General features: G+C 63.5%; 14 protein-coding genes. 11 read left to right on the top strand and 3 right to left on the bottom strand.

Features of this window, described 5'->3' with window-relative positions; translation table 11 throughout:
- Window positions 1–138 precede the first annotated feature (138 nt).
- Both JQ600_RS03725 and JQ600_RS03720 read left to right on the top strand, forming a co-directional pair.
- Complete coding sequence (locus tag JQ600_RS03725; protein ID WP_212390381.1) at window positions 139–999, top strand: 23S rRNA (adenine(2030)-N(6))-methyltransferase RlmJ; 861 nt, start codon at window positions 139–141, stop codon at window positions 997–999.
- A gap of 310 nt (window positions 1,000–1,309) precedes the next feature.
- Window positions 1,310–1,525 (top strand): cold-shock protein, encoded by a 216-nt coding sequence (locus tag JQ600_RS03720; RefSeq protein WP_028350729.1) that lies wholly within the window; start codon window positions 1,310–1,312, stop codon window positions 1,523–1,525.
- An 82-nt stretch (window positions 1,526–1,607) separates the two neighbouring features.
- On the opposite strand, the gene JQ600_RS03715 is transcribed toward JQ600_RS03720, so the two are convergent.
- Window positions 1,608–2,447 carry a class I SAM-dependent methyltransferase gene (locus JQ600_RS03715; protein ID WP_212489686.1) on the bottom strand — a complete coding sequence of 280 codons (840 nt, stop codon included), beginning with the start codon at window positions 2,445–2,447 and terminating at the stop codon, window positions 1,608–1,610.
- A 110-nt stretch (window positions 2,448–2,557) separates the two neighbouring features.
- Complete coding sequence (locus tag JQ600_RS03710) at window positions 2,558–3,181, bottom strand: outer membrane protein (protein WP_212390379.1); 624 nt, start codon at window positions 3,179–3,181, stop codon at window positions 2,558–2,560.
- 220 nt (window positions 3,182–3,401) lie between these two features.
- Between JQ600_RS03710 and uvrC the strand changes: the two genes are divergently transcribed.
- The 9 genes from uvrC (at window position 3,402) to JQ600_RS03665 (ending at window position 12,276) form a co-directional block, all read left to right on the top strand.
- Window positions 3,402–5,516, top strand: coding sequence for an excinuclease ABC subunit UvrC (gene uvrC, locus JQ600_RS03705; RefSeq protein WP_212390378.1), 2,115 nt, complete (start codon window positions 3,402–3,404; stop codon window positions 5,514–5,516).
- A gap of 103 nt (window positions 5,517–5,619) precedes the next feature.
- Window positions 5,620–6,234 (top strand): CDP-diacylglycerol--glycerol-3-phosphate 3-phosphatidyltransferase, encoded by a 615-nt coding sequence (pgsA, locus tag JQ600_RS03700; RefSeq protein ID WP_212034227.1) that lies wholly within the window; start codon window positions 5,620–5,622, stop codon window positions 6,232–6,234.
- Window positions 6,231–6,482 carry a molybdopterin converting factor subunit 1 gene (gene moaD / locus JQ600_RS03695; RefSeq protein WP_212390377.1) on the top strand — a complete coding sequence of 84 codons (252 nt, stop codon included), beginning with the start codon at window positions 6,231–6,233 and terminating at the stop codon, window positions 6,480–6,482. Before pgsA ends, moaD begins: the two co-directional genes overlap by 4 nt.
- 71 nt (window positions 6,483–6,553) lie before the next feature.
- The gene (locus JQ600_RS03690; RefSeq protein ID WP_211998530.1) at window positions 6,554–7,021 is read left to right on the top strand and encodes a molybdenum cofactor biosynthesis protein MoaE; all 468 of its coding nucleotides are present in this window, start codon (window positions 6,554–6,556) and stop codon (window positions 7,019–7,021) included.
- Window positions 7,021–7,995: a 50S ribosomal protein L3 N(5)-glutamine methyltransferase gene (gene prmB, locus JQ600_RS03685; protein ID WP_212269333.1), complete on the top strand. Its 975-nt coding sequence runs from the start codon at window positions 7,021–7,023 to the stop codon at window positions 7,993–7,995. The genes JQ600_RS03690 and prmB overlap by 1 nt, the downstream gene beginning before the upstream one ends.
- A 96-nt stretch (window positions 7,996–8,091) precedes the next feature.
- Window positions 8,092–8,673: a phage holin family protein gene (locus JQ600_RS03680; protein ID WP_212390376.1), complete on the top strand. Its 582-nt coding sequence runs from the start codon at window positions 8,092–8,094 to the stop codon at window positions 8,671–8,673.
- Window positions 8,673–9,794, top strand: coding sequence for a YihY/virulence factor BrkB family protein (locus tag JQ600_RS03675; protein ID WP_212390375.1), 1,122 nt, complete (start codon window positions 8,673–8,675; stop codon window positions 9,792–9,794). The genes JQ600_RS03680 and JQ600_RS03675 overlap by 1 nt, the downstream gene beginning before the upstream one ends.
- Before the next feature lie 136 nt (window positions 9,795–9,930).
- Entirely contained in the window at window positions 9,931–11,406 is a 1,476-nt protein-coding gene (locus JQ600_RS03670) for an EAL domain-containing protein (RefSeq protein ID WP_212390374.1), read from the top strand.
- A 15-nt stretch (window positions 11,407–11,421) separates the two neighbouring features.
- The gene (locus JQ600_RS03665) at window positions 11,422–12,276 is read left to right on the top strand and encodes a TIGR01459 family HAD-type hydrolase (RefSeq protein ID WP_212390373.1); all 855 of its coding nucleotides are present in this window, start codon (window positions 11,422–11,424) and stop codon (window positions 12,274–12,276) included.
- 163 nt (window positions 12,277–12,439) lie between these two features.
- Here the strand turns inward: JQ600_RS03665 and JQ600_RS03660 are convergent, their stop codons facing one another.
- Window positions 12,440–12,835 carry a response regulator gene (locus JQ600_RS03660; protein ID WP_192738834.1) on the bottom strand — a complete coding sequence of 132 codons (396 nt, stop codon included), beginning with the start codon at window positions 12,833–12,835 and terminating at the stop codon, window positions 12,440–12,442.
- Window positions 12,836–12,858: the final 23 nt, after the last annotated feature.

The following is a 12,858-nucleotide window of genomic DNA, read 5'->3' as shown; positions in this document are numbered from 1 at the left end:
CCTTCGTCTGGTGTTCAAAGACGTGGATGGCCGGGAGCACAGACAAGTTTACGTAGTCTGCGCAGCAGACTTACTATGCCCGGCCATGACGAGTAGAAGACGTAGACGTCTTCTCCAACGGCTCTTGAATTTCTCATCATGAACTACCGACACGCCTTTCATGCCGGCGGCTTTGCCGATGTCATCAAGCACATCGTGCTGGTGCGGATGCTGACCTATCTGCAGGAAAAACCTGCAGCCTTTCGCGTCATCGACACCCATGCCGGCGCCGGGCGCTACGATCTGTCCGGCGATGAGGCCCGCCGCAGCGGCGAATGGCTGACCGGCATCGCGCGGGTGATGCAGGCGCGGTTCTCGGAAAATGCGTTGCCGCTGGTGGCGCCCTATCTCGACATCGTCAGGGCCTTCAACGCGCAAGCCGAGCTGAAAGCCTATCCCGGATCGCCCTTGATCGCGCGCGCGCTGCTGCGGCCGCAGGACCGCCTCACGGCATGCGAGATCGAACCGAAAGCCCACAAGCAATTGATCGATGCGCTGCGCCGCGACACCCAGGCCCGGGTGGTCGATCTCGACGGCTGGACGGCGTTGCCGGCCTTCGTGCCGCCGAACGAGCGGCGCGGCCTGGTGCTGATCGACCCTTCGTTCGAGCAAAAGGACGAGTTCGAAAAGCTCGGCGACGGCTTTGCGGAGGCCTATGCGAAGTGGCCGACCGGCAGCTATCTGCTGTGGTATCCGGTCAAAAGCCGGCGCATCACCGACGGCCTGGCGCGGCATGTCGCCGCTGTGGCTGAGACCGGCAAGCCGGCCGGGAAATGTCTGCGGCTCGAATTCAGCGTCGCACCGCAGCAGGCCGGCGGTCCCCTCACCTCAACCGGGCTTCTGATCGTCAACCCACCGTGGACGCTGGCGGGCGAGCTGAAGACCATTTTACCCGAACTGGAAAAACCGCTCGGCCAGGGCGGCGCCGGCCGGTTCAGGCTTGAGACGCCCAAACCTTGAAGGCTCCTTGAATGCAAGCCTTGAATGCAAACCTTTGGGGGTAAGCCTTCAAGGCAGTGCATCGGGCTGAAAAGCGCGATTGAGCCATAGTCAATTTGCGCGGAACCGTATTATGCTCGGCCGTTATGACTGGCTTTACGTTCCGCTTCCGCGAATGGTTGCGGCGGAGTGATCAAGGCCTAAAAAAATCCAGACTGATCGGTGCGTGACCCGATCGGTTCAGGTGGCCAAGCTTCCGGCAGCGAATGTCCGGTCGGCCGATACGCGAATTGCGCGTAGCGGCGGAGCAATACGGGGAGGAGTTTTCCCGATGGCCATGACTGGTACAGTCAAGTTCTTCAATGGAGAACGTGGCTACGGCTTCATCAAGCCCGATGACGGCGGTCGCGACGTGTTCGTTCACATCACTGCCGTCGAGCGGGCCGGATTGAAGGATTTGACTGAAGGACAGCGCATTACATTCGAGGTCGAACCGGACAAGAAGGGCAAAGGCCCCAAGGCGGTCAACCTGGTGATTTCATCGTAAGCTGACGCGTGAGCTGAAGCTTGGCGGTGAAAGCGGACTGAAGTTTTGCCTGCACCAAATCCCGCTGAGCGCGAGGCGCGCCTCAGAACGTGGAGGCGTGCATGATGTGGCCGGCACGCGCCGGTGCCGTACGTTCGCTCTCGGGGAAGAAGCGCGCCGCGATCCTGTCAGGGCCGACATCATCGACATGCCGAAAGCCGGTCGCGCTCATGCGGGCGCAAAGCGATGCGGTATCGAAATAGCTCTGAAGGCTTTCGCCAACCGCGGCCACCCGCTCGGCAAGCGCTTGATGCGCGGCGCGGCCGGCCGGTGCGACCGAGCTTGCGGGATTGACATAGTCGAACACCACTTCAGCACCGCCTTCGAGCTGCGCGATATAGCCGAGCGTCGAGAACACCGCCGTCTCGGTCAGATAAGGCACCACGCCGAGCCAGCTGAAGAAGCTGCGTTTGGCGGCGACAAAGCCTGCGGCGTCCAGCGCTTCGGCCAATGTCTGCCGTTCGAAATCTATCGCGACATAGGTCAGCGTGTCCGGCACGGCGATCGCCGCGGCGGCCAGCATGTCGCGCTTGCGTACTTGCGTGGCGGGAAAATCGACCTCGAAAATTCGCAGGCCACCCGCGAGCGCCGTCCGGTAGGCGAGCGTATCGAGCCCTGCGCCGAGCACCACGAGCTGCGTCGCTCCATTATTCACCGCTTCCGTCAGCGCTTCTTCCGAGATGCGCGAGCGCGCGGCGATGAACCAGCGCAAGCGTGGCCCGGACGTGTGGGCCCGGGCATGGTCGAGCGAGACCTGGATATCGTCGCCGAGAATGCGTAACGCCAGCGGATCCCAAAGGATCGATGCGTTATCCAGCACCTGATGCGCCGCGCGCAAACGGGCGGCGCCCAACGCGGTCAGACTTGGCTGCCCCGGCTGCATCGACGAATTTTAGGCGTGCCGCCGCGCACTGTCCACGAGACAAAAAAAATCCCGGCGGCTTGGCGCCGCCGGGAGGCTGCAACAGATGGTTTCTTTGCGTTTTCTTGATCTCAGAAGCGATAATTCACGCCGGCGCGGATCAGCCCGAAGCTGTAGCCGTTCGATGCTCCGGTGATGACAAAATTGGTGTTGGAGAGGTCGACATAGAGATATTCGACCTTGGCGCTCCAGTTCGGCGCAAAGCCCATTTCAGCGCCGACGCCCGCGGTCCAGCCCGCCGTGGTATGGGATTCCGACAGGCCGAACGTGGTGGCGCGCAGTTCGCCGAAGGCAAGACCGCCGGTGCCGTAGAACATCACGTTGTTGAACGCATAGCCGACCCGGCCGCGCAGCGTGCCGAACCAGGGGTTGGAGAACTTCCACGGCGCGAAGGTGTCGGCCGCGCCGGTCGCGTTGATATCGCCCTCGATACCGAACACCCACGGCCCGTTCTGAAAGTTGTAGCCGGCCTGCACGCCGCCTGCGAAGCCCGACGGCTTGGTCGGGTTGTTATCGACCGAGCCCCAGGCATAGCCGAGATTGCCGCCGAGATAGGGACCGGCCCAGCTATAGGCGTTGAGCGGCTGATTGACGGTATAGGGCGCGCGCGATCCGTAATTCATATCGGCCGCCTGCGCCGACATCGTCCAGGCTGCGGCGATCACCGCCAGCGCCCGCAAAACAAAGCTGCCCATCACTCAACTCCACCACGCAACAGCCGCACCCTTCCGGCCGAGGCCGGCTTGGTTACGGAATTCCACTTGTTTCCTGTAAGATTTATCGAGAGTTTTAAGTTAAAGGGTTGTTAAGCCCTCTTACCGCCCGATCATCAGTCTTAAGAATGTGTTACCCGGCGTGGCCTCGGTCGCCGCCGGCACGCTGGCGATGCCGGCCAGCAGCGCTTAATTTAGGCCCATGGATCACGATTCTACCGACCATCCGAAAGCTCCGGGCAAGCCGCGACGGGGTTCCCAGGCGGATTTGCTCCCAAAGGACCTTGCAAAGGACCCTGCGCAGGAGCTTGGCTCTGCCGATCTCGATCCGGAGACGTCTGCGGCCGAGGACGAGGAAGAGGCCCGCCTGCCGGAACCCGCGGAGGAAACCGCCGAGGACGCCACGGAGGCCTTGGCCGAAGGCCCGCTCGCGGTTGGCCATGCCGCGATCGAAAACGCCGTGCGTCTGGCGCCGACCTCGCCCGGTGTCTACCGCATGCTCAACACCGGCAACGACGTGCTTTACGTCGGCAAGGCGAAGAACGTCCGCAAGCGGCTTGCCTCCTACGCCCGCGTCAACGCGCCGCTGCCGGCGCGGATCCTGCGCATGATTGCGGCCACCGTTGCGGTCGAGATCATCTCGACCACGACGGAGACCGAGGCGCTGCTGCTCGAGGCCAATCTGATCAAGCAGCTGCGGCCGCGCTTCAACGTGCAACTGCGCGACGACAAGTCATTTCCCTATATCCTGATCACCGGCGACCACTGGGCGCCGCAGATCCTCAAACATCGCGGCGCGCAGTCGCGGCCCGGACGGTATTTCGGTCCGTTCGCCAACGCCGGCGCCGTCAACCGCACCATCACGGCGCTGCAGCGCGCGTTTTTGATCCGCTCCTGCACCGACGGTTTCTTCGAGAGCCGCACCCGGCCCTGCCTGCTCTATCAAATCCGCCGCTGCTCCGGCCCCTGCACCCGCGAGATCGATTTCCCCGGCTATACCGAGCTGGTGCGCGAGGCGGGCGACTTCCTGTCCGGCCGCAGCCATCTGGTCAAAAAAGAACTGGCCGGCGAGATGGAAAAGGCGTCCGCCGAACTCGAATTCGAGACTGCCGCACTCTACCGCGACCGCCTCGCCGCACTGTCGGCGATCCAGTCGCAGCAGGGCATCAATCCGCGCACCGTGGAAGAAGCCGACGTGTTCGCCATCCACCAGGAGGGCGGCTATTCCTGCGTCGAGGTGTTCTTCTTCCGCACCGGCCAGAACTGGGGCAACCGCGCCTATTTCCCGCGCGCCGAGAAATCCTTCACGCCGGAAGAAGTGCTGGCCTCGTTCCTGGCGCAATTCTACGACGACAAGCCGCCGCCGAAACTGATCCTGCTGTCGCATGAGATCGAGGAAAGCGCGCTGCTCGCGGATGCCCTCGCCGTCAAGGCCGGCTTCAAGGTCGAAGTCTCGACGCCGAAGCGCGGCGAGAAAAAGGAATTGATCGCGCATGCGCTGACCAACGCCCGCGAGGCGCTCGGCCGCAAGCTCAGCGATACCGCGACCCAAGGCCGCCTGCTGGAGGGCATGGTCACTACGCTCGGGCTGCCGCATGCGCCCAAGCGCATCGAGGTCTACGACAACAGCCACATCCAGGGCACCAACGCGGTCGGCGCGATGATCGTGGCGGGACCCGACGGATTCATCAAGAACCAGTACCGCAAGTTCAACATCAAGTCGGAAGGCCTGACGCCGGGCGACGATTACGCGATGATGCGCGAGGTGCTGGAGCGGCGCTTCAAGCGGCTGTTGAAACCGCCGGAAGACGATACCGCCAAAGCGAAAGCCGAGATCAAGGCCGACGACGATTCGTTTCCGCAATGGCCGGATCTGGTCATTATTGACGGCGGCCGCGGCCAGCTCAACGCGGCAAGGCAGATCTTCGAGACCCTCGGACTGACGCAAGTCACGCTGCTGGCCGTGGCCAAGGGGCCGGACCGCGACGCCGGCCGGGAAACGCTGTTCATGCCGGACCGCGAGGCGATCAAGCTCGAACCGCGCGACCCCGTGCTGTATTTCATCCAGCGGCTGCGCGACGAGGCGCATCGTTTCGTGATCGGATCGCACCGCAAACTGCGCAAAAAGGACATCCGCGAAGCGGGTTTGCAGGAGATTCCGGGCATCGGCCCGTCACGCAAACGTGCCTTGCTGCATCACTTTGGAACGCTGAAGGAAATCGAGCGGGCCTCGATCGCCGACCTTGGCAAGGTTCCAGGGGTCAGCGCCGAAAGCGCCCGCAAGATTTTCGAGTTTTTCCATGCGCAACCGGGTTAAAGGGGGCCGATTCACATGGGCGTTTCATTTGGCCGTCGCCTGCGACAGATCATCTGGGGCCTGCACGGTTGACCTTCACGCCTGAGCGGTATTGGTAAGACGGATGAACATCGCAACCACCAAGGGCCAGTCCAAGAGCCTGTCCCTCCCGAATATCCTGACCTATGCCCGCATCGCCGCCATCCCGGTGGTGGTCGGCTGCGTCTATGCCCAATCCATCATGGACGGCCCGCTCTGGCTGCGCTGGGTGGCGCTGGCGATCTTTATCGCCGCCGCCGTGACCGACGTTCTCGATGGCTATTATGCACGGATGTGGGACCAGCAATCGGCCTTCGGCCGCATGCTCGATCCGATCGCCGACAAATTGCTGGTGGCGTCCTGCCTGTTGATGCTGGCCGCCGACAACAGCATCCATGGTTGGACGCTGTGGGCGGCCATCGTGATCCTGTGCCGCGAAATCCTGGTCTCGGGCTTGCGGGAATACCTCGCGGCGCTCCGGGTCAGCGTCCCCGTCACCAAGCTCGCGAAATGGAAGACCACCGTCCAGCTGGTCGCGATCGGCTTTCTGATCGCCGGTGAAGCGGGCGAACAGATTTTCTCCCCGACCACCATGATCGGGATCGCCCTGCTGTGGACGTCGGCGATCGTCACGATCTATACCGGCTATGATTATTTCCGCGCCGGCATCCACCACCTCATCAAGGAGGATGAGGGATGAGGGTCAAATATTTCGCCTGGGTGCGCGAACGGATCGGCATTTCGGAGGAAATGGTCGAGCCGCCGGCCGCCGTGCGCACGGTGGACGATTTGATCGGCTGGCTCTCCAAGCGCGGCGAGACCTATGCCTACGCGTTCGAGAAGCCGAGGGTGATCCGCGCCGCAATCGACCATACCCATGTCAAGCCGGATGCGATGATCGCTGGCGCCCGCGAGATCGCGTTCTTTCCGCCGATGACCGGCGGTTGATTAGCATAGCGTTTTCGAGCGAAGTGGGTACCGGTTCGCGTCAAGAAAACGCGTCAAAAGAAGAAAGCCTCATGACCGCCGCCGCGACCATCCGCATCCAGCAAGCCGATTTCGACATCGCGCAGGAGATTGCGGCGCTGACCAAGGGCCGCAGCGATGTCGGCGCGGTCGTGACCTTCAGCGGCATCTGCCGCGGCAGCGAGAACGGCGAACCGATCGCGGCGCTGACGCTCGAGCACTATCCCGGCATGGCGGAGGCCGAAATCAAGCGGCACACCGACGAAGCGATGTCGCGCTGGCCGCTGACCGGCCTCACCGTGGTTCATCGCGTCGGGCGCATCACGCCCGGCGAGAACATCGTACTGGTGCTGGCGGCGTCGGCGCACCGCCAGGCGGCGTTTCAGGCGGCGGAGTTCCTGATGGATTATCTGAAGGCCAATGCGCCGTTCTGGAAGCGCGAAGAAAGCGCGAAAGGAACCAGCTGGATCGAGGCGCGCGGCCATGACGACGACGCCGCGGCGCGCTGGACCAAATCCTGATGGCCAAACAGAGCAAGGCGCCCGTCAAACGCGGTCTGCCGAAATACACCAAGCCGAAATTCCCAAAAGTCGGTGCCGGCGAATTGCTGACGCTCTTGGATTTCGTCCGCTTTGCGGTGAGCCGCTTTATCGAAGCCGACCTGGTATTCGCGCATGGCACCACCGATCCGGTCGCCGAGGCCGCGTTTCTGGTCTGCGAATCGCTGCGCCTTCATCCCGACCAGTTCGAGGCGTTTGCCACCGCGCGGGTCACGGCGGCCGAAGGCAAGGCGATCCTCAGCCTGATCGAGCGCCGCGTCACCACGCGGACGCCGACCGCCTATCTCGTCAACAAGATCTACATGCGCGGCCTGCCGTTCTTTGTCGACGCACGCACTATCGTGCCGCGCTCCTTCATCGGCGAGTTGCTGGATTCCCATTTCGGCGGCGACGACGACGTGACCGGCGGTTCGCTGATCTCGGACCCGGCGGCGGTGGAAAATGTGCTCGACCTCTGCACCGGCTCGGGCTGCCTCGCCATCCTGGCGAGCCGGAGTTTCCCCAACGCCGAAATCGACGCGGTGGATATTTCAAAAATCGCGCTTGAGGTCGCCGCGCACAATGTTGCCGACTACGGGCTGCAACATCGCCTTAACCTGCACCGCGGCGACCTGTTCAAGCCGCTGGGCGACAAGCGCTATGACCTCATCATTTCAAATCCGCCCTATGTCGATGCGCAAGGCATGGCCTCGCTGCCGCGCGAATGCCGCGTCGAACCGAAACTCGCGTTCGATGGCGGCGCTGATGGGCTCGACATCGTCAGGCGCATCCTCGACGAGGCCAAACAGCATCTGACGCCGGATGGCGGACTGTTGTGCGAGATCGGCCGTTGCCGGCCCGCGCTTGAAGCGGCCTATCCGCAATTACCGCTGATGTGGCTCGACACCGAGGATTCGGAAGCCGAAGTATTTTATATTACGGCCGACGATCTTTAGGCGCTGGCGTAAGTCACTTTCCGGAACATTCGAAAACAAGCCGCGTTCATTCATGGCGGAGGCAATCATGCCTTCGCCGGTGGAGGAAAAGCTGACATGCCCGGGCCTTCGAGCGGCTTGTTGCGCGCTGGCATTGCACTGAAGCTCAACCAGATCAAGCGCGCGACGCAATCCTATCTGCGCGACCGGACCGACCAGGCCACCGGCACTGTCACCTCCTACGCCATCGCCGCCGGTCTCTTCGCGGCCGCCGGAGTTTTTCTGACCGCGGCGCTCCTCGTCGGCGCAGCAGCGCTGTTTCGCTGGGTTGAAATCAACTACGGACAGTTTTGGGCGTTCGGCGCCGTCGGCGGCCTGCTCGCGATCATCGCCTGCATCTGCGCCGCCGTGGCGGCCATCAAACTCAAGCGCCCTCCGCCGCAATTCCCGTCGCTCACCAGCCGCTTGCGGGTGGCGATCAAGGCCAGCCCCGTCAAGCCCGACCAGATCGAGGCCGTCAGGGATACGGCCGCGGCGATCCTGCAAGCCCCCGCGGCGCCGGTGGAACATCGGCGGCGGCGAAACCGGCCGGGGCACAGCAATAGAAACGCGAATATCGGCTTGATCCTGATGGCAAGCTTGCTGGGCTACGCGGCGGTGCGGCGGCGGCAGCAGCAGGCACGACACGCGGGAATCTGATGTCCCGCGCCCGCTCCGACCATACGGATAATCTGATCCTGATTGCGGCCACCACTCTCGTGATCCTGACCGCGCAGCGCTATTTCCAGACGTCCGCGCCTGAACACGCCAATCCAGTGACCGATCCGGCGGCCGCGAAAGGCAGCGACTTTACACGCGAACTCTCGCAACCAGGCCGCGGGCGACGTGCACGCAGCCCGTTCAACATTCCCTGGGCGGGCTGGAAAGACATTCTATGGCGTACCTATGAGCAGGCCAATGACGACCGCCTGCTCGCCACGGCCGCAGGCGTGGTCTTCTTCGGCTTGCTCGCTGTGTTTCCCGCCGTAACGGCGCTGGTTTCTTCCTATGGCCTGTTCGCCGATCCCTCGACCATCGGCGCCAATCTGCAGACGCTGGCGCTGATGCTGCCGGAGGGCTCATTCCAGATCGTGCAGGACCAGATTTCGCGTGTGCTCGACAAGGGCAGCACTGCGCTCGGCGGAGCCTTCCTGTTCGGCCTTGCCCTTGCAATCTGGAGCGCCAACGCGGGGGTCAAGGCCGTGATCGACGCCCTCAACGCGGTCGATGGAGAACGGGAGAAGCGCAGCTTCATCAGGTTGAACCTGCTGTCGCTGACGTTCACCGTCGGCGGCATCGCGGCGCTGTTGTTGATGGTCGGCGCCGTGGTGGGGTTTCCTTTGGCGCTCAATCATCTGGGCCTGCCTCCGGACAGCCTATTCATCGTGAGCCTCGCACGTTGGCCGTTGTTGTTCGCGTTCCTGCTGGCGGCGCTCGGCGTTCTCTACCGGTTCGGACCGAGCCGGCGCCCGGCGCAGTGGAAATGGCTCAGTGTCGGCACGCTGCTCGCCGCCCTGCTGTGGATCGCCGGTTCCGCGGCGTTGTCCTGGTATCTGTCGAACTTCGGCGATTACAATGCGACCTACGGTTCGCTCGGCGCCGCCATCGGCCTGATGATGTGGATGTGGATGTCGGCCATCGTCGTGCTGTTCGGAGCGGAACTGAATTCCGAAATCGAGCACCAGACCGCTGTCGATACCACCGTCGGCCACCCAAAGCCGATGGGCAGCCGCGGCGCCACCATGGCCGACACGCTGGGACCGGCGGTTCCAGCCTCCTGAAAAAGAACACTAGACCAGCGAATCAACATTGATGCTAAGGTCATTGCGCTTGGGGGAGCGCAAGCCGGACGATGCCTGACGACACCAGCGTTTTCCCGGGCGGGGGTAGTTCGGACCTGAAGGCGTAGCGCGCGACATGATTCGCATTTCGACGATTTTTATCGCCATCTGCATGGTGCTGGTCGCAGCCTCGCTTGGCTTGGTCCTGCATGCGGTCGCCGGCATCAACGGAACCGAATCCGCGATCGTGGCGCTGACGGCACTGACCTTCCTGATCCTCTACAACGCGGTTTCGATGCGGCTGCGTGATCGCTCCGATGTCGGCAGCCAGATCGCGGACCTGTCCCGCGGCACCGCCGACCTTGCCCGCCAGGTCGCCGAATTCGGCCGCCGGCTCGCGGCCGTCGAGGGCCGCGTGGTGTCGGCGAATTCCGCCAGCGGCGACCGCATCCAGGCCGTGGTCGGCGAGATCAACGAACTCGGCGTGCTGGTCAAGCAGCTCGCGGGATCCGTCGCCAGCCATGAGGATTTGATTGCCTCGGGCGCGGCGGCAGCGCCACCGGAACCGGCACCGGCCGCAATCGTGGCTGCGCCTGTCGCCGAGCCGCGAACCTCACCGCCATCATCCACCGAATCCGCAGCGCCGCCCGTCGTCGCCAGGCCGGCACCGGTCGCCGCGCCAGCGCCTGCCGAAGCCGCCGCGCGCAGCCAGCCGCAGCTTCTCGCCGCGGTGAAGAACGCCATCGAGGAGAACCGGCTCGACATCTATCTGCAGCCGATGGTGACGCTGCCACAGCGCAAGGTGCGCTTCTACGAGGCGGTGACGCGGCTGCGCGACGACAACGACCAGATTCTTGCCGCCGACGATTTCATCGCCACCGCCGAAGCCGGCGGCCTGATGGGGCGCATCGACCACATGGTGATGTTGCGCTGTGTGCAAGTGCTGCGCCGCCTGATGGTGCGCAACAAGGATGTCGGCGTGTTCTGCAACGTCTCCGCCGCGACGCTGGCCAATCCCACCACCTTCGCGCAATGCCTCGACTTCCTCGAAGCCAATCGCGCGCTGGCGCCGTCCTTCGTGCTCGAGTTCAAGCAGGCCACGTTCCGCAACCTCGGTCCGACCGAGACCGAGCATCTGGCGGCGCTGTCGCAGCGCGGCTACCGTTTCTCGATCGACCATGTCAGCGACCTCCGGGTCGAGCCGCGGGAACTCGCCGACCGCGGCGTCCGCTTCATCAAGGTTCCAGCGGCGCTGCTGCTCGATCCCAGGCAGAGCTCGACGTCGGACATTCACCCCTCTGACTTGTCGGATCTGCTCGGCCGCTTCGGCATCGACCTGATTGCCGAAAAGATCGAGGGCGAGCGCGCGGTGGTCGATCTGCTGGATTTCGACGTCCGATTCGGCCAGGGCTTCCTGTTCGCGCCGCCCCGGCCGTTGCGGCCCGAGGGGGCATCTGCTACCGGCGGGACGACTTCGAACAGCACCAATGGTTCCAATGGCCCAAGCCCGCCTGCAAGCATCCCTGCTCCCGTCGCCAGCCCGGCGATCGAACCTTCGACACGGGCGACCGGCAATGCCGCGCTGGCGCGCCGCGCCGCCGGACCGGGCTAACCGGCGCCCGATGTCATGACCACACTCCGGTTCGTCGAAAACCTGAGCGACCTCGTCGATGGCGTCGAAGTCATCCTCTCCGATATCTGGGGCGTGGTGCATAACGGGCTCGAGGCATTTCCGGTGGCCTGCGCGGCGCTGCACACCTTTCGCCAGCGCGGCGGCACCGTCATCCTCATTACCAACGCGCCACGGCCCGCCGATTCGGTGCAGCGGCAGTTGCGCAAGCTCGGCGTCGCCGACGAGACCTATGACGCGATCGTCTCTTCCGGCGATCTGACCCGGCACTTTGTCGCCGACCATCCGGGGCAGAAAGTATTCTGGCTCGGTCCGGAGCGCGACAATTCGATCTACCGCGGCCTTGATCCGGTGATGGCTCCGCTCGAACAGGCTGATTACATCGTCTGCACCGGACCGTTCGACGACGAGACCGAATCGGCCGAAGACTATCGCGCGATGATGCTGCAGGCGCGCGAACGCAAGCTGCCGCTGATCTGCGCCAACCCTGATATCGTCGTCGAACGCGGCGACCGCCTGGTCTATTGCGCGGGCGCGATCGCCGAGCTCTATCGCGAACTCGGCGGCGAGGTGATCTTCTACGGCAAGCCGCACCTGCCGATCTATGAACGCGCGATGGCGCTCGCCGCCGAGCACCGCGGCCATGCCGCCCCGCTCGACCGGGTGCTGGCGATCGGCGATTCCGTCCGCACCGACCTCACCGGGGCATTGGGTTTCGGCATCGACTGCCTGTTCGTGACCCGCGGTATCCATTCCGAGGAATTCGAAGGCATCGACCAGCTCGACGCGGCCTCGGTCAGAGAATTGTTCGGCCATCCGCCAAAGGCGCTGATGCGCGAGCTGAAGTGGTAATGCTCACCGGCTAAAAGACAGCCACTGCGACACACTCCGTCATGGCCGGGCCTGTCCCGGCCATCCACGTCTTGACGGACGTGCGGTGCCAAAGACGTGGATGCCCGGCACAAGGCCGGGCATGACGAACTGATGTTTGTCGCTTGATAGGCTAAACCGCGCCTTACGCCGTCGCCATATCCGGGAAGACCGCCTCGATCTTGGTCTTCAGCGTCGCCGCGTTGAACGGCTTGACGATGTAATTGTTCACACCGGCCTTCTTGGCCGCGATCACGTTCTCGGTCTTGGATTCCGCCGTGATCATGATGAAGGGCGTGGTGGCCAGGTTGGGATCGGCGCGGACTTCCTTGAGCAGGTCGTAGCCGGTCATCGGCTCCATGTTCCAGTCAGAAATCACGAGCCCGTATTTCTTGCCGCGCATCTTGTTCAGCGCTTCCGAACCGTCGCTGGCATCGTCGATATTCTCAAAGCCGAGCTGCTTCAAAAGATTTCGGATGATCCGGATCATGGTGTTGTAGTCATCGACCACCAGAACCGACATCGACAAATCAACCGCCATCTCTTCCCCCACTAACGCTTATG

It is taken from the genome of Bradyrhizobium sp. AUGA SZCCT0176 (assembly GCF_018130145.1).
Classification (GTDB): Bacteria; Pseudomonadota; Alphaproteobacteria; order Rhizobiales; family Xanthobacteraceae; genus Bradyrhizobium.
The sequence above is the reverse complement of the archived record's forward strand: the minus strand, read 5'-3'. Positions and strand labels throughout refer to the sequence as shown.